The 24,968-nt window shown below is 48.5% G+C and carries 24 protein-coding genes; 16 read left to right on the forward strand and 8 right to left on the reverse strand.

Going from position 1 to position 24,968, the window contains the following annotated elements; all coding sequences use genetic code 11:
- Positions 1-99: 99 nt before the first annotated feature.
- Both SERAS12_RS16065 and SERAS12_RS16070 read right to left on the reverse strand, forming a co-directional pair.
- Complete coding sequence (locus SERAS12_RS16065) at positions 100-762, reverse strand: dTMP kinase (RefSeq protein ID WP_013813645.1); 663 nt, start codon at positions 760-762, stop codon at positions 100-102.
- Between the two features lie 435 nt (positions 763-1,197).
- Positions 1,198-1,416 (reverse strand): DUF6500 family protein, encoded by a 219-nt coding sequence (locus SERAS12_RS16070; RefSeq protein WP_004946854.1) that lies wholly within the window; start codon positions 1,414-1,416, stop codon positions 1,198-1,200.
- Between the two features lie 490 nt (positions 1,417-1,906).
- Between SERAS12_RS16070 and SERAS12_RS16075 the strand changes: the two genes are divergently transcribed.
- Positions 1,907-2,836, forward strand: coding sequence for a LysR family transcriptional regulator (locus SERAS12_RS16075; RefSeq protein WP_013813646.1), 930 nt, complete (start codon positions 1,907-1,909; stop codon positions 2,834-2,836).
- A gap of 173 nt (positions 2,837-3,009) precedes the next feature.
- A complete protein-coding gene (locus tag SERAS12_RS16080; RefSeq protein ID WP_013813647.1) occupies positions 3,010-4,182 on the forward strand; it encodes an MFS transporter in 1,173 nt (390 codons plus the stop codon).
- Positions 4,183-4,347: 165 nt separating this feature from the next.
- Here SERAS12_RS16080 and SERAS12_RS16085 read toward each other — a convergent pair whose 3' ends face one another.
- Complete coding sequence (locus SERAS12_RS16085) at positions 4,348-4,797, reverse strand: helix-turn-helix domain-containing protein (protein ID WP_013813648.1); 450 nt, start codon at positions 4,795-4,797, stop codon at positions 4,348-4,350.
- A gap of 187 nt (positions 4,798-4,984) precedes the next feature.
- On the opposite strand from SERAS12_RS16085, the gene SERAS12_RS16090 reads away from it, so the two are divergent.
- The 3 genes from SERAS12_RS16090 to SERAS12_RS16100 all read left to right on the forward strand — a co-directional run bounded on the left by SERAS12_RS16090 (position 4,985) and on the right by SERAS12_RS16100 (position 7,452).
- A complete protein-coding gene (locus SERAS12_RS16090; protein WP_013813649.1) occupies positions 4,985-5,620 on the forward strand; it encodes an NADPH-dependent F420 reductase in 636 nt (211 codons plus the stop codon).
- 44 nt (positions 5,621-5,664) lie between these two features.
- Positions 5,665-6,630 (forward strand): SDR family oxidoreductase, encoded by a 966-nt coding sequence (locus SERAS12_RS16095; RefSeq protein WP_013813650.1) that lies wholly within the window; start codon positions 5,665-5,667, stop codon positions 6,628-6,630.
- Between the two features lie 201 nt (positions 6,631-6,831).
- Positions 6,832-7,452, forward strand: coding sequence for an NADPH-dependent F420 reductase (locus SERAS12_RS16100; RefSeq protein WP_013813651.1), 621 nt, complete (start codon positions 6,832-6,834; stop codon positions 7,450-7,452).
- Positions 7,453-7,869: 417 nt separating this feature from the next.
- Here SERAS12_RS16100 and SERAS12_RS16105 read toward each other — a convergent pair whose 3' ends face one another.
- Both SERAS12_RS16105 and SERAS12_RS16110 read right to left on the reverse strand, forming a co-directional pair.
- Entirely contained in the window at positions 7,870-9,000 is a 1,131-nt protein-coding gene (locus tag SERAS12_RS16105) for a PLP-dependent aspartate aminotransferase family protein (protein WP_013813652.1), read from the reverse strand.
- A complete protein-coding gene (locus SERAS12_RS16110; RefSeq protein WP_013813653.1) occupies positions 8,993-10,213 on the reverse strand; it encodes an acetyl-CoA carboxylase biotin carboxylase subunit family protein in 1,221 nt (406 codons plus the stop codon). Before SERAS12_RS16110 ends, SERAS12_RS16105 begins: the two co-directional genes overlap by 8 nt.
- 357 nt (positions 10,214-10,570) lie before the next feature.
- Here SERAS12_RS16110 and SERAS12_RS16115 point away from each other — a divergent pair, with 357 nt between their 5' ends.
- Genes SERAS12_RS16115 through SERAS12_RS16125 form a run of 3 tightly spaced genes read left to right on the forward strand, consistent with a single transcriptional unit; the run spans position 10,571 to position 13,909 of the window.
- Complete coding sequence (locus SERAS12_RS16115) at positions 10,571-11,809, forward strand: hypothetical protein (protein ID WP_013813654.1); 1,239 nt, start codon at positions 10,571-10,573, stop codon at positions 11,807-11,809.
- A 31-nt stretch (positions 11,810-11,840) separates the two neighbouring features.
- Positions 11,841-12,686, forward strand: a complete 846-nt coding sequence (locus tag SERAS12_RS16120; RefSeq protein WP_239440938.1) for a sulfurtransferase — start codon at positions 11,841-11,843, stop codon at positions 12,684-12,686.
- Between the two features lie 8 nt (positions 12,687-12,694).
- Positions 12,695-13,909 (forward strand): MFS transporter, encoded by a 1,215-nt coding sequence (locus SERAS12_RS16125; protein WP_239440939.1) that lies wholly within the window; start codon positions 12,695-12,697, stop codon positions 13,907-13,909.
- Between the two features lie 411 nt (positions 13,910-14,320).
- Here the strand turns inward: SERAS12_RS16125 and SERAS12_RS16130 are convergent, their stop codons facing one another.
- On the reverse strand, positions 14,321-14,881 hold the full coding sequence (locus tag SERAS12_RS16130) for an alpha/beta hydrolase (protein WP_013813657.1): 561 nt from the start codon (positions 14,879-14,881) through the stop codon (positions 14,321-14,323).
- Positions 14,882-15,005: 124 nt separating this feature from the next.
- On the opposite strand from SERAS12_RS16130, the gene SERAS12_RS16135 reads away from it, so the two are divergent.
- From SERAS12_RS16135 to SERAS12_RS16145, 3 genes are all read left to right on the forward strand, one after another.
- Positions 15,006-15,449 carry an Lrp/AsnC family transcriptional regulator gene (locus SERAS12_RS16135; protein ID WP_013813658.1) on the forward strand — a complete coding sequence of 148 codons (444 nt, stop codon included), beginning with the start codon at positions 15,006-15,008 and terminating at the stop codon, positions 15,447-15,449.
- A 212-nt stretch (positions 15,450-15,661) separates the two neighbouring features.
- Positions 15,662-16,072: a tautomerase family protein gene (locus SERAS12_RS16140; RefSeq protein WP_013813659.1), complete on the forward strand. Its 411-nt coding sequence runs from the start codon at positions 15,662-15,664 to the stop codon at positions 16,070-16,072.
- A gap of 360 nt (positions 16,073-16,432) precedes the next feature.
- Positions 16,433-17,065: a LysE family translocator gene (locus SERAS12_RS16145; RefSeq protein WP_013813660.1), complete on the forward strand. Its 633-nt coding sequence runs from the start codon at positions 16,433-16,435 to the stop codon at positions 17,063-17,065.
- Positions 17,066-17,379: 314 nt separating this feature from the next.
- Here SERAS12_RS16145 and SERAS12_RS16150 read toward each other — a convergent pair whose 3' ends face one another.
- Both SERAS12_RS16150 and SERAS12_RS16155 read right to left on the reverse strand, forming a co-directional pair.
- Positions 17,380-17,970: a hypothetical protein gene (locus SERAS12_RS16150; RefSeq protein WP_013813661.1), complete on the reverse strand. Its 591-nt coding sequence runs from the start codon at positions 17,968-17,970 to the stop codon at positions 17,380-17,382.
- A gap of 301 nt (positions 17,971-18,271) precedes the next feature.
- Entirely contained in the window at positions 18,272-19,162 is an 891-nt protein-coding gene (locus tag SERAS12_RS16155) for an oxidoreductase (protein WP_013813662.1), read from the reverse strand.
- Between the two features lie 496 nt (positions 19,163-19,658).
- On the opposite strand from SERAS12_RS16155, the gene SERAS12_RS16160 reads away from it, so the two are divergent.
- The 5 genes from SERAS12_RS16160 (at position 19,659) to SERAS12_RS16180 (ending at position 24,521) form a co-directional block, all read left to right on the forward strand.
- The gene (locus SERAS12_RS16160) at positions 19,659-20,636 is read left to right on the forward strand and encodes a DUF1852 domain-containing protein (RefSeq protein ID WP_013813663.1); all 978 of its coding nucleotides are present in this window, start codon (positions 19,659-19,661) and stop codon (positions 20,634-20,636) included.
- 26 nt (positions 20,637-20,662) lie between these two features.
- On the forward strand, positions 20,663-21,694 hold the full coding sequence (locus SERAS12_RS16165; RefSeq protein WP_004946619.1) for a methionine synthase: 1,032 nt from the start codon (positions 20,663-20,665) through the stop codon (positions 21,692-21,694).
- 342 nt (positions 21,695-22,036) lie between these two features.
- Positions 22,037-22,690, forward strand: coding sequence for a hypothetical protein (locus tag SERAS12_RS16170; protein WP_013813664.1), 654 nt, complete (start codon positions 22,037-22,039; stop codon positions 22,688-22,690).
- 285 nt (positions 22,691-22,975) lie between these two features.
- A complete protein-coding gene (locus SERAS12_RS16175) occupies positions 22,976-23,608 on the forward strand; it encodes a YbhB/YbcL family Raf kinase inhibitor-like protein (RefSeq protein ID WP_013813665.1) in 633 nt (210 codons plus the stop codon).
- 73 nt (positions 23,609-23,681) lie between these two features.
- Complete coding sequence (locus SERAS12_RS16180) at positions 23,682-24,521, forward strand: AraC family transcriptional regulator (RefSeq protein ID WP_042437357.1); 840 nt, start codon at positions 23,682-23,684, stop codon at positions 24,519-24,521.
- Positions 24,522-24,968 lie beyond the last annotated feature (447 nt).

The raw sequence follows: 24,968 nt of genomic DNA on the forward strand, positions 1-24,968 counted from the left end.
GTCAAAGACCGAAAAATACTGAGTAGTATCGATTCTGTAGACGCAACACAAATCTGAGGATCACTCTGGAGTGGAGAGTGACGGAATACGTTATTGTAATTACTGGCGGCATACGGCGGAAGCTCTGCCCGCAAAACCGATGCCTGTGGGGCATCCAAGCACTCTGTAGATCTCAGAAATCACCTGCATCGTTGCGTCTTCGAGAGTTCCTTCATTACGGCATAAAACCCAGCCGTGATTTGCAATTTCTCGCTCGAATGCCTTGGTACAAGCAACATGCTCTTCCAGCTTATAAATCACAGTACTACTTAGCCCACGCGGTCGGGCCGCGGCCCTCGCCCATGAAATATCAGGCGCAGTAACAACCCCGACATGCAGGTCTGGCGTTCGCACGTTTCGCTCAATGTTAAGCTGTAAAATATCTGCAAATGGGACCATCCGGCGAAACGCGGCATCCGACGGGTACCAGCGATCCATCAAGATAATGCTGTCCGGTGGCTGTTTAGTCAGCACGTGCCGGGAAATCCAGGCACGGCTATCAGCAAAGCGCTCACAAACTTCCCATTCCAAATCCAGGGTGGGATTTCTGGCGAGCTTGTTAACGAGGGCCATTGTTTCCCCCCTGTAGGGATCGCTTTTTTTCTCGCAAAGTCGGATCACCTTCTTGTTGTCTGCCCTTAGTACTTTCGTAATGGCTTCCAACAGTGTGGTTTTACCGGCTCCCTTGGGCCCATCCAGGGAAACAAACAGCTGACGACTCATTCTTGAAATGGCGATTGATATACTGTTTTTGTAAAGCTCAAATCTGGCAAAAGCATCTTACTTCCTTCGTATGAACAACTGCCCCCCCTCTTCGCTCGTCGGTACCGCTTAGCACGTCAGCGCGAACCAAATGGAAGGCTCTTATAAACAGACACTGATGAACATTCTAGCAATGGTTCAAACTCACGTCACGGGTCTAAAAACCTCGGATTACAGCCATTTATGGTCATTGCTCATATGTTGTGATCTGCGCGGTGTAGTTTAAGGGATCCGCTTAGAAAACGGAAAACATCCCACGCCAAGCCTGTTTTTTAAGCAGATAGGCGTTGATGGGCAACTTTGAGCGAAAAGCGGACATACCTGTCCAGAGTAAAGGCTGTCATATCATAATTAAGACGCTACGAACTGTAAGGTATCATTAGCTACCGTAATGGTTTACTTCATGGCTAAAACGAGAGATTTTATCTTTTCTGCCTTTTCAAAGTGATCCAGTTTCATCTCCATAATCCACCAATGCGCAACCTCCATCAGCAGTTCCGGGTCATCATTTTTATTGGCAAAAAAAGCATAAAAAGACAGCCCTACGTTACTGCCCTTGGTCACAATTTTTGCCTCACACGTCCTGATGATCTTTTCCTTCATTCCTACCCGCATGTTCGCTCCTTTTTGTTCGCTGGGCTTAAGCCTATTAACCATAACATCTGTACGTGCAACACCCGAGCGCCTCTCAGGGCTTTTCTGCGAGCTACGGGCTCAAAACCCATATTTTTACCCGGCTGAATACCCAAAAACGCACCTGTATTACTGTGGCAACTGGCAATAGCCGGAGGGCTGACACTCATTATTTTTTCTCTATCCAGCCTGATACCATAAGTTCGTGCAACTGACCGAATATCTCGTAAGAATCATAATATCTCTTCGACTCATCGTCCGTGTGAGTTCAAAGTACCAACGTCTGCTTCACGCACTGAGCAGACTGTCAGATCTCTTGGTACATAGTTCCACTTAGGGCAGATTCTTCGATGTTCGCTCTAGTTACACTTCCCTTTCCGGTAGTTGTCGGTGCTTAATTAACGTCGGACTTAAGCCTGGTGTAGAATCAGACATCGATAAACCCGTTCTTAGTCGTCAGTGAGCTAACTTTATGTCTACCGGATTTACAGCAGAATCCCTGAGGGGAATCACCCATTTTGTTATCACGGCAAAATCGAACAGTTTTACTGAAGCGGCCGAACAGCTGGGCATTACAAAATCTGCCGTGGGCAAAAGCGTGGCGCGGCTTGAGGAACGACTGGGAACCCGTCTGTTTCATCGCTCCACGCGTAAACTCAGCCTGACCAGTGACGGAGAAGCTTATCTCACGAGTTGCTTGTCGGCGCTTGAAATTCTCGACTCTGCCGAAAACACCCTCAGCAGGCGTCAGGACAACCCGGCAGGCACGGTCCGTATCGATATGCCGGCCTCATTTGGCCGTAATCTTATGATGCCGGTACTGCTTGATATTACGCGTCGCTTTCCGGCCCTGCGTCTGGCCCTGACCTTTAACGATCGGCTGATTGACCCGGTCGAGGAAGGCGTTGATCTGGTTTTGCGCCTGGGGGAGCTGCAAAGCACAGATGAGCTGATTGCCCGTCGCCTGAGCCGTCAGCGGCTTTTGTTGTGCGCAACACCCGCCTACCTTGAGCAACATGGGATACCGACCGACACCGAGATGCTGAAAAAACACTGCTGTATTATGGGCTACAGGCGAGGAGCCCCTCTTGCCTGGCGGTTCAAGCCAGCCGATGAACGGGAAATACGCTTCATATCCGCCGCCGCTCATCAGATCAGCGACGGCGACGCCATGCTAATGGCCTGCCTGGCAGGCGCGGGGATTGCGCAGTTTCCGGAGTCAATGGTGAACAACCACCTCGATGCAGGCACTCTGGTGACGTTGATGGCAGATCATACTCCCGTGCCGGTTGAACTGAACGTCGTCTGGCCCCGTACCAGGCACCTCATTCCCAAAGTCCGACTTATTGTTGACGAACTGCTCAGAAAAGCCGCAGAAGGATATTTCGGCCCATTGAAGTAGAATTTTTGTCAACACTGAGACGATATTCGGGATGTTTATCTCCTCTCAGTAAACAACTACCCTGTCCGAACTGCTGATATTGTGGTTTATGGGCCGGCTCTTTTATCGGTGCCGGTTTACAGCCCAGAGCAGCTTAAACGTAAAAACACGCTTTTACTGACAGGATATAAGTTATGCCATTCGCTCTCTGGGCGCTGGCGATAGGTGCATTCGGTATCGGTACAACTGAATTCATCATCGCCGGCCTGCTTCCCGTTATTGCCGCTGATTTCAACATCACTATTCCCGTTGCCGGTAATCTGGCTACCGCCTACGCACTGGGTGTCTTCGTTGGTGCTCCCGCCCTTATTATTCTGGGGGCCAGGGTGCCGCGTAAGGCTATGTTGGTTTTTCTGATGTTACTGTTTATAGCCGGTAATCTCGTTACCGCCTTCGCCCCGACGCTGGGCATGGCGATTATGGGCAGAATTATCACATCCATGACCCACGGCGCATTTTTTGGAATCGGTTCGATCATCGCGGCTGACATGGTTGCGCCGTCTAAACGCGTAAGGGCCATTGCGTTCATGTTTATGGGGCTGACAGTAGCCAACCTTATCGGCGTACCAGCCGGCACCTGGGTTGGACAGCATCTTTCATGGCGTGATGCCTTTATGGCCATAGCGGCAATTGGAGTCATTACAGTTATCAGTATCGGCATGCTAATTCCGCATCAGCCGCGCCCACAGAATCACGACTTCGCGCATGAGTTTAACGCCTTCAGAAACGTTAACGTGCTGCTGGCAATGGGCATTACCGTTTTCGGCCCCGGCGCTTTCTTCACGTCCATCACTTATATCGCCCCGATGATGACCGAGCTTGCCGGGTACAGCGAAAGCAGCCTTGCCTGGCTGATGCTGCTTTTCGGGTTGGGGCTTTTTGTGGGTAATCAGTTGGGCGGACGCTATGCAGACCGTGCCCTTATGCCAATGCTTTACATCACGCTTTCAGCACAGGCTTTAGTGTTGTTTATCTTTAACTTTACAGCGCACAGTCAGGTTATGTCAGCAGTCTGTATTTTCCTTATGGCCGCGTTCGGTTTTGCAACCGTATCCCCCATTCAAAAGTTGGTCATGGATAAAGCACGGGCTGCCGGCGCACCGACGCTTGCTGCAGCCGTCAATATTGGCCTTTTCAACCTCGGCAATGCTGTCGGTGCCTGGCTTGGCGGCGTGGTTATCACCGCCGGCTTTGGCCTTCAATCGCCTAACTGGGCTGGCGCGGTGCTTTCAGTTATTGCGCTGATATTGGCCATATTATCCGGTCTGACTGACAAGACCGGGCATGCGGCGGAAGTGCATTATTAGAAAAGCCCGCTCAGGGAAACCTGAGCGGGCTTCTTGCTTTTCCGTTTGGGGAAAAGTGACATGTTTTTCAGCTTGGCGTTTCGGCTCGAAAGCCTGATGGCAGGCACCCGGCATCGTTTTCACGTTGTTCGCTCTACGCGTGACAGGGCACGCTTACCGTCTTACTCATTCCTTGCCAGCGGGAAACATGCATCCGCCATTGCGAACCAGCGCCTTCACCTCTTCGCTCACTTCCACGGGGTTTCGACTTAATCGATCAACCCACTCCTTGCGGTGCAATACGTACGACTTCGAATCGTGCTTCGCGCTCCAAAGGACGATGTTAAGCATGACAGGAATGAGGTCGAGGCCTTTCTCGGTCAGAGTGTATAAATCCTTGCGCCCGTCGTCGGGGCTGGGCGCTCTCGCAAGAACCCCCTGCTGCTCAAGAAAGGCAAGGCGGGAAGCCAGGACATTGGTCGCAATCCCCTCTTCCGATTTCATAAACTCGCCATAGGTCTTCTTACCGGTAAAAACGATGTCGCGAATGATCAAGAGCGACCACCGGTCGCCGAAGATCTCCACGCCGTAATTTACCGCGCAATGGGACCGAATTTCTTTATTCGTCGTTTTCATGGCGAGATCTTACATCGCTTGTCTATCGCAAGCAAACTCTCCTCTTTTTTTTCACTTGCTTTTTACAAGCAATTTTACTTGTTTATTGCAAGTGACAAGGCTAGCATGACCTTTACGTTGAGTCCGGCTGTGGGATCGCACCTGCAATCCAGGAATGATTAACCCCCTATCCGTAAGGAAATTGCACATGAGCACTATCAGCATCATCGGCTCCGGCGGCATGGCGGCGGCGATCGGCGGTCTTGCCGCCAAGGCCGGACACCTCGTCGAGGTAATGAGTCGCGACGCTGCCAAGGCGCGGGCGCTGGCCGGGCAGATCGGAGCCGGTGCGACGGCAGGAACCTTCGGCACCATCCCGGCCGGGGACATTATCATCCTGGCGGTTCCCTACTCCGCCGTTCTCGACGTGGTGAAGCAGTACGGCGAAAAGCTGGCGGGCAAGCTTCTTATCGACATCACCAATCCCATCAAATCCGACTTCTCGGGCTTCCTGACACCTGAAGACAGTTTCGGCGCGCGGGAGATCGCCAGGGCCGCCCCTGCCGATGCGGATATCGTCAAGGCATTCAACACCCAGTTTTCCCACGTGCTGGCTGTGGGTTCAGTCAAAGGTCACCGGCTGGACGTGTTCATCGCCGGAGACAATGCGCAGGCGAAGGCACGCGTCTCGGCGTTCATCGAGAGCCTCGGGCTGCGCCCGATGGATACCGGGCCGCTGTTCATGGCGCGGACGCTGGAGCACGCCTGCATGCTGTGTCTGGGCCTCATGACCCACTCCGTCAGGCACACCAACTTCTCGATCGGCGTCAGCCTTCTCGGTTGAGCGCACGACACCCCCACTCATATCGCACCTAAAAGGAAAATATCATGCACGTTTTAGTCACTGGCGGGACCGGCCATATCGGCTCGTACATCATTCCCGAACTTATCGCCGCCGGCCACGAGGTCACCGGCCTGGCCAGGTCGGATAAGTCCGCCGCGGCGGTGTCCGCGCTCGGCGCCAAGGTGCGTCGCGGGGATATTTCCGATCTGGATGGGCTCAAGGCGGCTGTGGCGGAGTCCGATGGCGTCATCCACGTCGCGCACAGGCAAGACCTGCTTCCCGTCGGCGGGATTGACGCCGTAGCCGCAGCAGAGCTCCAGATCATGCTCGCGTACGGCGAGGCATTGGCCGGAACCGGAAAACCGCTGGTCGTTTCGGGGAGCATTGGCTCGCCCACGAACCTGGGCTGGACGGCGCCCGGGGCCAGCTTCCTCGACCGACCGGCGACCGAAGAGGACCCGGCCCTTCCCGGCGGCGATGCGTACAAGGGCTCCCTGCGGGTTCGTAACGTCGTGGAACTCGCGGTAATCGGCCTTGCGGAGCGCGGCGTGCGATCCTCGATCGTGCGGATCCCGACTATCGCGCACAGCATGACCGACAATACCGGGTTCCTCCCGCTGCTGATTGGGCTCGCTAAGGAGAAGGGGGTCATCGGCTACCCTGGAGACGGCACAAACCTGTGGCCAGCCGTGCATGCCCGCGACCTCGCCTCGCTGTTCCGCCTGGCGCTGGAGAAGGGTCCGGCCGGCAAAACCTGGCATGGGCTCGAGAGCGAGGGCATCCCGTTCCGCGAGATCGCCGAGGCCATTGGCAGCCGTCTGGGCCTGCCTGCGGTGAGCATTCCCGTCGATACACTCATGCTGCCGGGATACTTTGGGTTCCTCGCGAATCTGGTCACGCTGAACCTCCCGGCGTCCAACCTCATCACCCGCCAGACCCTCGGCTGGGAACCCGCCCAGCCCGGGCTGCTCGCCGATTTGGACAACGGTCATTACTTCCCTGCCAGTTGAGTTGAGCGGGGACAGGGATTCGGGTCGCAACGAACCTGGCAGACGGCGATGTCGCGATGCCCTGCCCCGTTCGGGCAAAGACTTTGCCGACCCGGCGATGGCATCAGGGATGACGCGGGAGGCTCGACGTACACGACATATCAACCGGGGAGACCCGTTTAGAGATTACGGGCAATCCCCCAACTCACGAGGAATCAGCATATGAGCACTATCAGCATCATAGGATCAGGAGGCATGGCCACGGCCATCGCCAAGCGTACCGCCAAGGCTGGACATACCCTTGAGGTGATCGGCCGCGACACTGCCAAGGCCCAGGCGCTGGCCGACCAGCTGGCAGCCGGAGCGACCATAGGGACGTACGGCGCTGCGCCGGCGGGCGACATCGTCATTCTCGCCGTGCCGTACAGCAGCGTTGCGGCGGTGGTGGCCGACTTTGGCGAAGCGCTCGACAACAAGGTGATCATCGACATCACTAACCCGGTTGCCCCCGACCTCTCAGGCCTCGTCACTCCCCACGGCAGTTCCGCTGCGCAGGAGACCGCCAAGCTCCTCCCCGCCGACGCGCATGTCGTGAAGGCGTTCAATACCCTCTTCGGCCACGTACTGGCCAAGGGCGGACGCCTTGACGCGTTCATCGCAGCCGACGATGCGCAGGCGAAGGCACGCGTCTCGACCTTCATCGACAGTCTCGGGTTGCGTCCGTTCGATGTCGGCGGCCTACAAATGGCCCAGACGCTAGAGTCGCTCGGCCTGATGATGATCGGCCTGGCCAAGAATGGCGCCGGCAGCTGGGACATCGCCATGAAAGTCGATATCGGCTGAATCAGACACCACATGTTCACCGGCTGGACTGGCGCGGGCCTCACGATGACGCGAGGCCAATGGCGGCCATTTCGGTGATCTTGACAGGAGGGGTGTTTTTCTTAGTTATTAGCCACTTAATGGCAATGGCGTTCCCGGTCAGAGGAGCCCTATTAGATAAGCCCACTTAGGGAAACTTAAGTGGGCTTTTTGGTTTTTTGACCGGCGGTTATGAGCGAGAAGCGGAAGTTCGTAATTGCTCTCACCACTAATGGATGCCTCAATAATATTACAGAATGTTAATCACCGGAAAGCGGGTCAGAAAAACGAATGTCTATCGAAAGAGGTTTAATTCTTCTGAAGGACCAGGCTGTTATTATATTTAAGATGGTCGCCAGGACCTGAATGATACAACTGCATGTTTTTATAGAAAATAAATTAAAGTTTAGACAATGCTGATGATAGCTCTGCTGCTAACATGTCTGCGTCTTCAATTCCGACGCTTACCCTTAAAAACAACTGTTCTTCATCCTGTGTCATCCAGTCTGGAGACCTAAATGGAATCATGCAGCTATCGACTCCTCCCCAGCCATACGCTAACTTGAATGTTTTCAATTCTCTTAAAAAATCATCGCGCTTTTGATCTGTAGGCTTTTTAACTGAAAAACTAAAAAGACCATTACTTTGCCGATAATATTTACAAAAAATTTCATGACCAGAATGAGAGGGAAGATCTGGTGAAATCACTGTACTAATTGCAGGATGAGTTAGCAGCATCATGATCAGTTTTTGAGCAGTGTCCTGTTGTATTTTAAGCCTGACAGCCAATGTTTTAAGTCCTTTATAAAGGCTGAAGGACTCTTCTCCGCCCGCACATACTCCTGACTTAATAAGGTAGCGACGAACCGGTTCATAATACTGCTCTGTAGTGGTTATGATGCCCATTACAGCATCGGAATGACCAGCTAGATATTTTGATGCTGAATGAATAACCACATCAAAACCATGATGAAGCGGATTAAGCAACAGGGGCGTAGACCACGTATTGTCTATGATGGTGGCAATTCCCCTTAGCCTGGCCAGCTTAGCGACAGCATCAATGTCTGTTACTTCAAATATGTTTGATGATGGAGACTCAACATATATCAGCTTTGTTTTATCAGTGACATAGTCCTCTAAGTGGCCGAACTCATCAGCACTCAGGAAGGTAGCGCTTATACCAAGCTCAAACAAATATGTCATGACAAAACATCTGACTGGTTCATAGACTGAACGAGTCATAAGTATATGATCGCCGGGGCGAAGGAAAGACATGAGAACGGAGGTGATCGCAGCAAGACCGGAACATGTGCTGAGCGAACGGTAGCCGCCCTCCAGGCGCGTAATCTCACACTCGACAGTATCCGTCATCGGCGTGCCAAATCGTGAATAACGCGGATACCGACTCTTTAGAGAATCCTGTGATGCATACACCAAAGATTCAAAATCCGGATATATTCCGGAAGTAAATCGATGGATTGGAGGATGGGGGAAATAGCTGTCCTCTTCGCTGTAAACTTTATCAACCATTATTGACCGTTTCCCAGCGTTCAGCCTCATGAATTTGTTGGTAGCATGAGCTAAATAGTCTTAACACGGATTTCGGATCGTCTGCTTCTACTACGTGCCCTATAAGATAAAGACCAGATTTTTCTCCACCGTCATAAATTTCATCAACTTTACCTGTTAGATGTGTTTTGCGCACCTCAACTGGAAACTCGGTAGGTAGGGACACAAGTCTCCCGTTTGAAGGGGGGATACAAACGCAGCCAAACCTTAGAAAACGTTCTTGATACTGAGGATAGGACTGTTGATGAATATGACATTCTGCCAATAACCATGCCTTATCGATATTAAACCCCGCCATCTCTTCAATCAGAAAACTTATCATTCCTCCGCCGGTTCTACTCGCTATCTCGCAGAAAATAATATCGCCCTCTCCGGTAACCCACATTTCACAATGAAAAGCAAAATGCGGAGTTTCTGGCATGATATGAAGTATATCCTTAACAGAACTTACCAAACGAGAATACAGTTTATCGTTTCGATCGAGTGGAATGTTACCAATGTATAAGTTATCTCGATAGGAAAGACAGTTATTTACATATCTGAAGGGTTGGATGAATGTAAGTTCACCTTCAACAACTAACCCATCAATGTGAAACATTTCACCGTCAACATAATCCTCTGCTAACATACTAACAATTTGATTGTTATATTTTTGAAGATATGAATAAAGTTCAACCTGTGACTTAATTATTACTACACCAGAAGAACCTGAAGCAAGGCGGGGTTTTATAACAAATGGCATTCCATTATCTGAAGCAAATGCCAAGAGTTCTTCCTGGGAATCTATTCTCCGGTAGTCTGCCATCATTACCTGAGAAAGAGATAATTGCTCTTTCATGAAGAATTTATCTCTATAACATAGAGCACTGGTTACATCTTGCCCAGGGATGCTGTAGCGTTTTCTTATATTAGCAGCACGAAGTATATCTACTTCTGCTCGGCAAAATATATAGTCAAATGGCGTCTTTTGATAAATTGACTCTGTTAAATCATAGAGGGATTCATCATCATGATCATAATTTTCCAAGCAGAAACAGTGTTTAATGTGTCTGGCATAATCTTGGTAAAATTTTGGAGAAGTAATCAAGACAGGTTCGACACCGGAGTCTTTAAGCCATAAGTCATAAGGGGTGCGTGTATATTCCGTTTTTGCCAAGATGAGAACTTTTTTCATTTTCTTATGTTAATCCCTGTTTTTTATATGACAATATCAACAGTAAAGAATTAGTAAACAATGAATTGTTGTCGAATTGTTACTTTTTATTTAATTTGTTTTAATTCAATTAGTTACAATTAAAACATTAAAACCCATAGTCTATAAATTATTTTAAAACTTAACTGTTACCAATAGTTATTATATTTTTACAATCGATAATTAGTTAGTTATGCTGACTTCATTAACTTTAATGGAATAAAAATCTACAAATTAAATTTAAAAAACATTTATATATATTAAGTATTTATCTGGTTGACAAAACTAATTTAATTTACGTAAATCATTTCGCGATAAATATAAAATGAGGCAATGTCGATGCAAGGCAATATGGATATGTCATACGATTATCATGGGGACATTGATTTTCGAGTTCCTTTTACATCAATCAAAAATGAAGACATCCATTTTTATCTGGATGTTGATACATTTGTGGGCAAGGACACATGTGGTCAGAATTGTAATCATTGCTGGTTCGTGAACTATGAAAAGGTATTCTCTAAATCTTTTGGCATTAATGAAGGTCATGAAATTTATCGAAAGTTAACGGATCAGAATTTTAATATTTATCCTCGATATGTGGATAGCTTTGCTCACAATGGTGAGTTTATGGATATCTATGGCCCGGCCCACAATCGCGAGTTTCGTTCCGGAGAGGACAAAAACGAGACGGACACCATGATAGCGGGTGATGCATGGACAAGTGGTAAGCCATTATTGCAGAAAAACTATAAGGAATTGTTGGATAAAGCAGTGAAAAATGGATACGGCACTATATCCATTACATTTCACGGACTGGTTAACGATGCGGAAGAGTGCTCTTTGCATTCCCATGCAGATTATCCCATTAAAGGGGTGTTTCCTGGAGCGAAATGTATCGACGTGATTTCCAGGATTAAAAGTTATAGCCAGGAAAGTGGCGACAATAACCTCATTCGAGTTAATATTGGTATTACAGTTGGAACGCACAATCATACCAAAAATGATCTTGTGAATTATTGTAAGCTTTTTAACAAGCTTGGCGTGCAGACAGTCAGGTTCAATTGCTTTACAGATCATGGTCGCAGACATCCCCACTTGCAGCTTACTCAAGAACAAGTGGCGCAATTTTATCAGGACATAAAGTGGATACATGAAAACATTCCTCTTAATTTCCAACTCGGTGTCAGCGAAGATTTTGGAACGTCAGGCATTGATATTCTAGGATTACCTTCGCATGTTGGATGGTGCCGGGCGGGCCGTCAGTTATTTGCCATCATTCCAGAGGCAGGTGAAAGTCTGGTTATCAACGGGATAGCTCATGAACGTATCGGCCAGATCGTTGGCTGCGTCAACATTTTTGAACCGACATTCGGGTATCTGACGCGCTTTAAACATACCGACAGTGGTGAGACTGATTATCAGATTCATTTTAATGTAGATGCTATTGAAGCATTCACTCAGGAAAGAATTTCTGGCGTTTATAAAAATGGCTGTTTTGCAGGAGAGATACTTCAGATGCAAAATTATGACATTCCGCTGGTAAATCAGAATCGTATTGACATTATTGAAGTTTAAAATTTATCTTGGGCTCCTGCAGGAGCCTTATTTGAAAAGGACAAATATGGAAGCTCTGGTTTCTCCTCACTGGGTTGTAAACAACCCGGACTCAGATAGCATCATCATACTGGATGCTACGCTAAAAAAAACAGCGAATAAGACGAGTGAAATTAAGGGATTAGTCATTCAAGGTGCAATATATTTTGACCTTGACAGTACTTTTTCAGAGCCTGAGTCTGATCTGCCCCATACATTCCCTTCTGCATTAAGTATTCCATCCCTGCTTTCCGGAATCGGTATTAGGCCCGACTCAACCGTGGTAGTTTACGATCAGCAGGGTATATATTCGGCACCGAGGGTCTGGTGGATGCTAAAAGTTATGGGTATTGAGAAAACCTATATTCTTGACGGAGGATTACCGGCATGGCTTGACGCGGGACTGGGTATATCCGAAAGCTATGCAAGGCCCAAGGTAAATAGGGTCTGCGATTTTGACATTAAGCCTGAGCAGATTGTTGATAAATCCACTGTCCTTAAAAACATCACTACGCCTCATTTTATGTTAATTGATGCAAGACCCTCAGAGAGATTTTCTGGACGACAAGCTGAACCCAGAGCCGGTTTAAGGTGCGGTCATATACCAGGATCCATAAGTATCCCTTTTAGTGAGGTTTTGAACAATGGGCACTACAAATCACCCGAGTCTCTGGCTGAAATTTTTAATCGTAACGGGCTGAATGATAACGATGAGCTTGTATTCAGTTGTGGATCTGGAGTTACAGCTTGTATAGTTCTTCTTGCTGCATATCTGGCCGGTTTTAAAAAACTTCGCATCTATGATGGTTCCTGGGCTGAATGGGGAGCTGATGAAAGCTTACCGCTGGATTTAGAATAAGCTGACTTATGACGAACTTAAACCTATCGCTAGCACAACCAAAACAGCTTGCGGTTATACATACTATGCTGGCCGGAACATTTCTGTCTCGGGCAGGATATTTCATGGTATGGCCTTATCTGTCTGTAGAGCTTTATCGTCAGTTTCAATTGAGCGCATTACAGATTGGTGCCATCTTTTTTATGACATTAGCTACTGGAACACTGATTGGTGTTTTCGTTAGTTATTATTCTGACAAGCTAGGGCGTGAACGATCGCTTATAGCGAGTCTATTTCTGAGCATTATCGGTTTCGCATCAATGACTTACTCTGATTGTGCTGCTGAATTTGTTGGCTCCATGTTACTGATTTCAACGGGACGCGCATGTACGGAGTCGTTTAGCAAGGCAATGATTGGTGATTATATTACTGATTTTAGGCAGAGGGAACAGTATCAATATATACGGTATTATGTCGTAAATATTGGCTCTGCTCTTGGGCCGCTTGCAGGGACGTATGCTCTTGCATCACCAGTCATAAATGTTTTTTTTGCTTCCAGTGTTATTTATCTGATCTACGCCTTAGCATTGATTTTTATTTTGAAAGGTTTGCAAAAGAGAGAGGTTAGCCATAAGAAAAAAATTCCAAGTTTTGCCAATTCCGTTTCAAAAATATTCTCGCAGACACAATTTTCAAAGCTAATTATTTGTTACTTCATTGTGATGTTTGTGTATACGTCCTTTGACTCCCCTCTCATTCAACTTCTAACTCGACTAAAATTTCCCGACTTGAATTATGCTATTAGTGTGATATTTTTGGTTAACGCAATAACGGTTATTGTTTTTCAGTATCCAGTTTTGTTCTTGTTAAAGAGATGGAGTATAAAAGGGAAAGTCATTCTGGGGATAACTCTTATCTCTTTATCCCAGTTACTGTTTTTGACAGTATACTCAGGATCGCTTGGATTGCTCGCTTTCTCCGTATTCGTCCTCAGCCTTGGGGAATTGATAACAATGCCAGCTTTCAGCGTCGAGGTAGACAGACTTGCTCCTGCTGAATTAAGGGGGACATCTTTTGGTTTAATTAATCTGACGTCACTCGGAACCGCATTGTGTCCGCTTTTCTGTGGATTCTTTATTGATGCCGGGTTAGGTTACTTGATGTTTGCGACACTTTTTATTCTGGGGGTTATATCAATATCAATATACGCTTCTGTAGGCCAGCATAAAAACGCCATAAAGTGAGTAATATTTGAGTGCCCTGCTCCCCAATAATTAATGCAGTGCGAATTCAGAAAAATCGGCTTCTGGCACTCTGCAGTCAGAAGTGGGAGATAGGTCTGCTCTGAGCGAGGAGCATAACATTGTCCTTGTTACGCTCCCTGCCGTCATGGACAGTGCGTGAAGATATCATCTAAATATTACAGCACTCATCCTGTTCGTTCTTTTAGTAGATAATGGGCTTAAGGACATGTTTACGTGAAAGAATAAACCTGTTTTGAAATTAATTGTTATCAGTCGGTGAAATGTCGGGTCATTCAAAGTACCGATTAAACCGTTGATAAATAGGATAGGCGTGTTGGGTGAATTGTTCATTTAGCTTTCCGTAACAGGTGTGGCATGAATTTTGGGTGTTTAAGGGGCTGTTCAGTGGATTTATTGGTATCCGGAGGCGCTCATGGACATGGCGATAAGCTCTTTTAACCATGCTCGCCCCTGAGGCCAGTCACCGAGTCCGCTGGCTGCGTTGATATGCCCTCGCTCACCGATATTGACCAGACTACTGCCCCAGGCATCGGCACGGCTCTGGCTGTAATGGATGTCGGCATAAGGGTCATTGGAACTGGCAATCATCATGCTCGGAAATGCGAAACGCTTTTCACTCAGAGGAAAACTAAACCCTTTCGCCTCTTCTGGAAACACATCGCATGTGGGATCAGGTGCCGCGACCAGCAAAGCGCCTCTCACAACCGTGCGGCTATATTGTGCCCAGTTCGCAACCTGCAGGCAGCCAAGGCTATGGGCGACCAAAATGACGTCTGGCCCGGTCTTTCTGACGGCAGTTTCTAAATTTTCGACCCACTCTTCGCAAACCGGGTGATCCCAGTCTTGTCCCGAAATGAAGGTCATTGACGCGTCAGTTTGTGCCCATAGCGTTTGCCAGTGTCCAGAGCCCGAGTTGCCAATTCCCGGAAGAAGCAATATTGAAGATGTCATGTCTTGATTCCCAAAGAGGTGTTCACATAATGTAGGCGAATGACACATCGTTCCTGAATGGCAAGTCATCGAAATAGAGCCCGATTAACCGATGATTCATCTACATTTCGAGCAAAGGATCAGCATGGAGCTTGACAGCAAAGATCGGCAAATTTTGGAAGCACTTCAAACGAATGCACGTCAGAGTCTGGCCTCTCTGGGCAAATGCATTGGACTTTCGCAGCCAGCGATGAGCGAACGGGTCAAAAAACTCGAAAGCGCAGGCGTCATTGAAGGATACGGTGCACGCGTCAATTTGCGAGAGATAGGATTGGGATTACAGGCGATCCTGCGAGTACGCACAACCCACCAATACATCAAACAGTATCTGGCGTTATTTACAGATATCCCTGAAGTGATAGAAGCTGACAGGATCACCGGAGAGGACTGCTTCATCGTACGTTGTGTGTTTTCTCAACCGACTGATTTGGAAGCCATCGTCGATGCCCTGGCGGTTCATGGTTCAGTGACCACGTCGTTAGTTCTGTCTAATGCCGTGCGTAAACAGGTGCCTGTGCGTCCGAGGTAACCGGCTCACCTTTGATCGGCATGGCAGGATATTGTGGTGTCCGCCTCGGGCACGAAGCGGCAAAACCGAAGCGCTGTCAGGTCTGCTATGAGCGGAAGCGGGCCTTAACGCATTGTGCTCACGGCCTCGATTATGCCATTTTAAGGGGTTATAAAATAACCGCGGTTTCTGTAATCATTTAGCCGAAATGACAATCTAATTAAGGACATGGTATGCCTGGTATAACCCTGACGCTGTCTGGCTTAAAGAATCAAAAATTAACCCAAAAGTGTGTACTTTTAGCGACTCAAATCACATGCGATGTTTTAAGGAAAAATAGCTTCGAAACTATGGTCATAGTGAGACATGTCGATGATGAAGACTGGTTTATTGATGGCAAAAGCCTGGCCGAATGGGGCAAAAATTCGTTTAGACTCGAAGTGACTATCGTGGATGAAACCTGTAGCAAGGACCAGAAATCGGCATACCAAAAAGCAATTTACAACGCTATGGAACAAGCCATTGGTAACCTGCATCCTCAGTCGAATGTTCATATAATCGACTGTAAAGCTGCTTCATACGGATACACGGGGATCACTCAAGAGTATCGATATCAGCATAAAGACGAGTTTTACAAAGAATAAGTCCATTTATCATACCATCTCGACAGCATATCCTGCCGCAGTCCGCCAAACACGCGGAGTGCGGAGAAATCAAAAGTCTCACTTTACTCCAGAAAAACGCCCAGAATCAGGCCGATGGCGCCTGCATCAAAGAATAGGCTTGCACTCGAACCTGCGGCAGGGATTTTTTGTACTCAGCAAGAGATGATACCGGCACAGACAATGACTGTTTAAGACACCCCTACGTGCGCTTTTGGCGCTTACCTGACCTTAGCGGGGTTCACTTCGCTTTCGTACCCTGGATACAACACAATTCCCTCGGTGAACACGGCATATTTCCTTTAGAATACCCGTTCAGATTACTACTTACCGAGGTATACGATGCTTATTTCAAGCCTTATGGCTATTGCCGCCGTTCTGATTATGGGTGTTATAAGCCCTGGTCCAAGCTTTATATATGTTGCCAGAAATGCGGTTGTGTACTCTCGTCTTCATGGACTAGTGACAGCCCTGGGTACAGGCGTTGGAGCTGCGATTTTTGCTTTGGTGGCTATGCTTGGGCTACAGAGGCTGCTACTTTTGGTGCCGGAATTATTTGTTGGTTTGAAGGTGGCGGGCGGTATTTACTTGTTATGGCTAGCTTTTAAAATTTTCAAAGGTGCATCTCAGCCTGTAACCTTAGTTTTGAATGGAGAAAAAGGGGGCAGCAAGACTTTGCTGAAGACGTTCAGAGATGGCCTGTTAACACAACTAAGCAATCCAAAAACGGCAATTATCTTTGCATCTATCTTTAGTGCCCTTTTACCCAAAAATATCCCAGTAATATTTTATTTCGCAATCCCTCTAATGAGTTTTTTGATAGATTTTGTCTGGTACTCCATTGTTTCTGTAGCTCTATCTGCAGAAAAACCGCGTCAGATATACTTACGCATAAAATCTTCGGTTGATCGGGTCTCCTCAGCGGTCTTGGGCATACTGGGCATCAAACTGATCTACTCTTCGTTCACAAAATAAGAAGCATAAATTCTTTACCGTGGGCGCTTTTAAGAGCGCCTTCTTGCTCCTGCAGGCTCTCCAGAAATGAAAATAGCAGGTGATAGCACATTATTGGTTGATTTGAGGTTAACGTCCGCTCTTGGCACTTATCTGCCCTTAGGCGGAGCCCGGTCGGCTATGAGCGAGAAGCGGACGTCATCCTCATAGAGTACTGAACAACTCTTCAAGGGCACCCTCTTTGGGCATTAGTTGAGTCGGCATAATGCCGGCATTTCGCCCCGCTACGGCTGTGCGGCCAACCTCAACCGAGGGGATGATTATCTGCCGTAAGGCTATTGGCCCGCTTTCTCGAGCTCAAGCTTTACTGCCTTCAATGTCCTTTTCCGAATCCAGCCACTTCCCACTCGGATTGCCAGCCAGTATCCGGCCATTTTTAGCTGTGTCGCTCTGTCAGGGCAATGTATGAAGGTTTCTGTACAGAGTGCATATTCATCGGCGGCGAGTTGTTGCACCTGATATCGCAGCAGCAGCTTTGCGTTGCCCGGCCGTAGCGCGGCGCAATAGGCACTGATATCGGGCACATCCTCAAGGCCAAAATCGGTTCGCCAGAATTGTCCTCTCAAGCCATAGCAAAGTTCGGTTGGCGAGTTTTCCAACACAGTGAAACTCTGTAGCCCAAACTGATCAATGGCACTTTCAGATTGATGGCGTCGTAATTTTTGCGGCAGTTTCCGCACCGCCATTAGCGTTTTAATCACGACATCCTGCTGGATATCATAACCCGCAATTGCCGGTAAGATTTTTTCGGGGTAAGCCGTGGTTATGACGGTGCGATGCCGCTCATGGAACTGAAAGTTCGGCAGATAGAGAGGGACATTTTGCCAGTCAGCCAGAGCGTTCTTCGTAACAAATCCGAGTGCCATCCTGTTATTACTCCCTCAAGAACCCTAATCCTGCCCGATTACCGCAACGTATTCACGTTTTCAAAACATAAATACGCGCTGCCGCGATTGTGAAACAAGGGTAAGGTTTTAACAATTTTTTCCTCTGGGGCGCCATATGTTTTCTAAACACTTTTGGCAAAAAATGGCTCATACAGTCAGCGATGAACGAAAAGCAGGCATGCGGACACTCTTTAGCCATTTTAATGGGCTGGATATCTCGCTCAAACCTGCGGCGATTCAGGGTGTCGTTGTCTTGCAAATACCCTTGCAGTTAACGGCGTCAACCCGGTCCCTCACTCCCTGCCGCCAGCAGCGGCACCAGCACGTCGCTGATGGGCGTCGCAATACCCTGCAAGCGACCATAACGCTGTACCACACCGTTGCGAATATCCCACTCCAGTGGGCGATTGGCCTGGCGGTCGGCGAGAATGGAGGTCCCTAAATCCGCAGGGGCATGACGAAAACCGTCGACGATCTCCTGCGGAACGTTATCGTTCAGTACGGCCCCTTGCGCACGCGCCACCGTCAAACACTCGCGCAAATACGCCAGTGCAAGTTCAGTGATATCCCCGCGTGAGAACATCCCGGCACGACGATTGGCGAGAACCATCAGACCCGCGGCCGCATTCTGCAGCAGTTTGCGCCAGGCGATGGAGAGAAAATCGGATGACAACTCAACCGTGCAGCCTGTGCCTTTGAGCACATCGGCGACCCGTTTCGCCTGCGGCACATCCGGCAGCGTAAGGCGCGGTTTGGCACGCAGCCAGACGGAGGCATCCGGCTCGCGCTGGGCCGGGAACCACACGACTGAAGGCAGCACCTTGGCGCCGTTGACGTAAGGTTCCAACTGGGTTTCCTGCTCAACGCCATTTTGCAGTGCACATACCAGGGTGTTTTCATCGCACAACGCGGCCAGCCAGTCGGCGCAGTCAGCAACCTGGGTGGTTTTCACCGCGACAAACACCAGATCGAACGGATGGCTGATAGCCGCCGGATTGATCAATACCGGCCCTGGCACCACAACTTCGCCGTCATCGCGCCGCAGAATTAACTGCGGATGCGCGGTACGCCCGCACAGGACTGGCGTGCGACCAACGTCATGCAGGACGGCGGCGATGGTGGTACCGATAGCACCCGGACCAAGAAGAGCAATTGTGGGATGGTCAGACATCTGGTGTTCTCCTGATTTGGTTAGCCCGTCATCAGTGTGCCGTGGCAATCACCGCACACGCCAGCATTTTATCGCCGTTAAGGTTTCGCCGATAAAAAGATAACCCCGTGCTGATGCTAAACAGCACATGCCCCGATTGAAAGTGAAGCGTCGTCATCAATGCATGAGCAAATGCTCATACAATGAAAGCGGTCTTCCACCTCTTTTAGCCCTGCCATAAAGCTGTTCAGTTAGCCGCTTCTGGCCCCCTGGATCCCGCGGTAAATCATGTGTGCCAAGGTTTCAGACGATGCCGGGCATGACGGCCCGCCACATCATGAAGATGACTCATGTGGTAATGAAATTAAGTCGCTTTCACTCATCCCATGGCTCTGGCATAAAAGATGCATTGTTAACTTATTGACAACATGAAGACTGATGAAGAGAAAGTCAGTGATTTCTGGGAAATCAAGAAATAAATTCAGTTTTCATGTCAGAACTCAGGATGCAGAACACGATGAATAAAAATTTTACATTTACTCTTAAGAGCAGTGTTTTCGATGAAAATTATAACCCTTCCGAAAATACGCGTATCACGACTAACTTTGCCAATTTGGCCAGAGGAAAGAACCGCCAGGAGAACTTGCGCAACACGTTAGTGATGATTGACAATCGTTTCAATACACTGGCGCATTGGGACAACCCCAAAGGCGATCGTTATTCTGTCGAACTTGAAATCATTTCTGTTGAGATGAATATTGAAAACAATGGCAATACCTTCCCGGTGATTGAAATATTAAAAACGAACATTGTTGATAAAAAAACCAATGAACGTATTGACGGTATTGTAGGGAACAACTTTTCTTCTTACGTGCGGGATTATGACTTTAGCGTGTTGCTGTCAGCGCACAATAAGAACCAACCTCAATTCAGCATTCCAGCGAATTTTGGTGATTTACACGGCAACATATTTAAATATTTTATTGATTCAGATGCGTACAGAGATAACTTTAATAAAACGCCTGTTATATGCTTAAGTGTTTCAAGTAAAAACACCTATTATAGGACGGGTAATGAGCACCCTGTATTGGGCGTGGAATATCAGCAAGATGAACCTTCATTGACCGATGCATATTTCAATAAAATGGGGTTGCAGGCTCGTTACTTTATGCCTAAACATAGTGTTGCGCCTTTGGCTTTTTATTTTAGTGGCGACTTGCTCAGCGATTACACTGATCTTGAACTTATCAGTACCATCAGCACGATGGAGACGTTCCAAAAAATTTACCGCCCGGAGATTTACAATGCTAATTCCGTGGCAGGGCAATACTATCAGCCAAGCTTGAATCAACAGGATTATTCTTTAACTCGAATTGTTTATGATCGAGAAGAACGTAGCCAGCTGGCGATTGAGCAGGGAAAGTTTACTGAAGAGAACTTTATTAAACCATACCAAACTATTCTTGAACAATGGTCTGCTAACTACGCTGCTTGATTAACCAAAATACAGGGTCATCTATTATGAAAAAGTTATTACCGACTTCAACGGCCGGCAGTTTACCTAAGCCCTCTTGGCTGGCACAACCTGAGACACTTTGGTCACCCTGGAAATTGCAAGACCAGGAATTAATCGACGGCAAACAAGATGCCCTGCGTTTATGCCTGGAAGATCAACAGCAGGCAGGTATCGATATTGTCAGCGACGGCGAGCAAACGCGCCAACATTTCGTCACTACCTTTATTGAGCACCTCAACGGCGTTGATTTTGAGAAACGCGAGATCGTTAAAATCCGTAATCGCTATGAGGCGAGTGTACCGACAGTCGTGGGCCCGGTGAGTCGCCAAAAATCTGTTTTTGTCGAAGATGCCAAGTTTTTACGCCAGCAAACCGACCAACCCATTAAATGGGCCCTGCCAGGTCCCATGACCATGATAGATACGCTGTACGATAACCACTATAAAAGCCGCGAAAAGCTAGCCTGGGAATTCGCTAAAATTCTCAATGAAGAAGCCAAAGAATTAGAAGCTGCCGGTGTCGATATCATCCAGTTTGATGAGCCCGCCTTTAATGTCTTCTTTGATGAGGTGAACGATTGGGGCATTGCCACGTTAGAAAGAGCCATTGAAGGGCTTAAGTGTGAAACGGCTGTACACATTTGCTACGGTTATGGCATCAAAGCCAATACCGATTGGAAAAAGACGCTGGGAACAGAGTGGCGGCAATATGAAGAGATTTTTCCAAAACTGCAAAAATCCAATATCGATATCATCTCACTGGAATGTCAGAACTCCCATGTTCCCATGGAGCTGATGGAACTCATTCGCGGTAAAAAGGTGATGGTTGGGGCCATTGACGTGGCAAGCAATACCATTGAGACGCCAGAGGAAGTCGCCGCTACGCTTCGAAAAGCGCTTCAGTTTGTAGACGCCGACAAGCTCTATCCTTGCACCAACTGCGGCATGATCCCTTTGCCTCGCGGAGTAGCAAGAGGCAAGCTGGATGCGTTAAGTGCAGGCGCAGAAATCGTCCGCAAAGAACTCTTGGCCAAATAACGTCGCCAAATAGTAGATGACCTGAAAGGAGCTCAGTCCGGGGGTTAGCGCTCTGATCAATCGCTAACCATTCCAAACCGCCAAGCGGACTGAGCTGTTCTTCATTGTTTAACACAACGCGTCAGTGACGTCCGCTTCCAGACCAGACTGAAGGGTCGTCAGGTCTGCTATGAGCTGTGAGTTCAGCGGATCGGATGTTTTAGAATCGAATGTGGAGACTTAGTCAATCCAGGCTGGGTGAAATTTTTATTTCAGTGATAATCAAAACGCAGACAACGTTGTCGCATAGGGGCAATACGGGCAGTATGGGATGCTACCTGAAATAATAAATAAGGGATTTTAATGTTCCGAAAATCGACTCTGATAACTTTACCTCTGCTGATGACGTCGGTATTCCTGCTGACAGGATGTCCCCCAGCACCGGATCTAACACAGTGGCAGCGTCCTGATACGGATATCGATGGCGTGCGCGTCGCGATGGCTAAATGCGGCGTGCAACTCCCCGGCTCCGATATCCCCAAAACGGATAATGAGTCCGTTCTGTATTACCAATGCATGGAGAAAATGGGGTTTACCCGTAAAGATGGATTCAAAATTTGCAGCGTTCGTGTTTACCATGATACATCAGCCTGCCTCGAGCAAGAACAGGGGTATCCCTTGAGTCAGAGTCAGCTAGAAGCGCTGCCTTTTGTCGCAGACAGAGGGTTTCATCCGATTAACCCGGATTCCGGCGTGAGCAAGTTTTCCTTGATTACCTGGCGTAAAGTAGGAGCTTCACTGCATTTTTCACATGAAATTGAAAACGACAAACAAGCGCTGGCGGTGATGTATCAATGCGGTTATCCGCAACCTTTGGGCTCGACGCCTTACGTGCCTACGCTGCGCAAAGCCGCTAATGTTCAGCGATGCATGCTGGATAAAGGTTTCGAGCCAAAAAACAAACTCAATCTAGTATGTCGCAATTACCCGCAGGTCACTGGCTGCCCAAAAATATAACTCGCCCCCAGAACTTCCCCTGAAGAGGCTGGCACGCTATCCGGCAAGCCGACAGGGATATGCCCCCGCTCGATGGAATGGGGTGTCTTTGGCCAGCCAGATTGATGTCCCTTTTGGGTGGGAAGTCACCCTATCCGAATTGCAACTAACAAGGCAGAACCCTCATACCAACTCAACACATCCAGTCAGAATGACAGTTTAAGGAAGTAATTTGACCGGATAAGTAAATCTCAGGATGTACAATGGTCGTATAATCGTGTTTTCCGCCATTGATAAGGCAATAACATGAAATTATACAGCCACAGTTTTAAAGACGGTGAGACCATCCCAGGCAAGAACAGTTTTGCCGTTTATGATCCAGAAAACCGCATTCGTTTATCTGACAACCTCAACCCACATCTTGCCTGGGAAGATGTGCCGGCAGGCACACAGGCTCTGGTGCTTCTTTGCCACGATCCTGATGTTCCAACCAGCGCAGAAGATGTTAATCAACCGGGGAAAACCGTTCCGGCGTCTCTGCTCCGTGCAGATTTCTATCACTGGTCGCTGTTGAACATTCCGGCGGGTCAGGGCGAAATTATTGAAGGCACTCAGTCCAGCGGCATTTCTGCCAGAGGCAAACAGGGTCCTTCCGCGCCAGGCGGTCTTATCCATGGCATCAATGATTACACCGCGTGGTTTGCCGGCGATGAGTCAATGGCCGGAACATATTATGGCTATGATGGCCCCTGCCCGCCGTGGAATGATGAATTGGTTCATCATTACCTATTCACGTTATATGCGATTCCGATGCCGACATTAAACGTAGAGGGAGAGCTGACTGGCGCTAACGTTCGTCGTGCGCTGGAAAACAGCAATGTCCTGGCAACGGCCACGCTGACCGGGATCTATACCCTGAATCCGGACGTCAGCGTTTAACTCACCACGAGCCATCAACAGGTACATCATGACCAGAGAAAGTCGATTAGTTCTCCCGGATGAACCAGACGCCATGAGCAATGAATCTCTTTCCTGGTCAGATTACTATGGCAGCAGTCTCAGCCGCGATAATCTGATTTCGGTGGCTTATCCGCAGCTCAGGGTGAGACAAAGCACACCCTCATTTTGCTTCTTCGAACCGACGGTGCTCATCGTACTGGCGGGGAGAATTGAATTTCTGACCTCAGGAGAAAGCCATACCCTGGCTGATACTGCCGCCGTGGGTTTTATAGATCAGGGCGTCATTGCTGATTATACCAAGTTTCCTCCGGATAACGGCTCCCCGTTCCGATCGCTGTTTCTGACTTTCAGCGCCGATGTGCTGGAATCTTTTTATCAGTTCTCGCAAAGCCATTTATCTCTCTCAGGTGACAGAAAGAAGCCGAAATTTACCGCGATGGCGCTTAACAGCGCGCTGCAAGAGTCGTTACACACGCTGCTGAAAAACCTGGCTCAGCCGAATCTCAGCGATGCGAGAATACGTTTGAGGATATTCGACTTGCTGCTGGTACTGGCAGAACAAGACATTCATTTTGCTCTGCCCCGGCGACAGGGCGTTTTACCGCGCTTAAGCAATCTGCTGCGTGCTTCACCAGAAACCGACTGGACCGCGCGCTCTGCCGGCGAAGCGCTGGCGATGAGTGAATCTACCCTGCGCAGACGCTTACGCGAGGAAGGGGGCAGCTTTGAAAAGCTGCTCGTGGATATACGCATGCACCACGGCCTGATGCTGATACAGACTACCCGCTGGAACATGGCGCAGGTGGCCGATGCCTGCGGCTACAAATCGGTTTCGCGTTTTGCTGAACGATTCACCCAGCGCTTTGGCCTGTCTCCCTCACGGTTGCGCTAGCCTTTTCCTCAGGGCCCGGTTTGTGATCGGCGCAAGTTTTGTTGTGCCGGTTAAGGGTTTGCGGCAGATTCGTTGTGGTGTCAGATTAGGCGCCGGGATACTGCTGCTTACTGCTGCAGAGTCCTGAACCTCTTTGATGCAGCCCTCAAAAAGTTTGGTCCACCGCATAAAGCGGAGGGAAGAAGCTCAATTCCGGGCGGCTCTGCGAAAAACCCAAACGCCCCCTTTTGCCCCCCGCTCAGCATTTTTCTGCCCCTTCGCCTTGTATGAAGCCTGTCACAAAACACGCATGAAGTTTTTAGCCTGTAACGGACAAGACAACACAGGGCAATCTTGTTAATGGCCCGTTACAGCTTATCGCAGCCAATTGTTAACATGAATTCATGCGCCAAACGCATCAGTGCATGCGTTTATTGCGCTTATTTACTTTATTTTCATGGTCCAGTC

This window comes from Serratia sp. AS12 (assembly GCF_000214195.1).
Lineage (GTDB): Bacteria > Pseudomonadota > Gammaproteobacteria > Enterobacterales > Enterobacteriaceae > Serratia > Serratia plymuthica.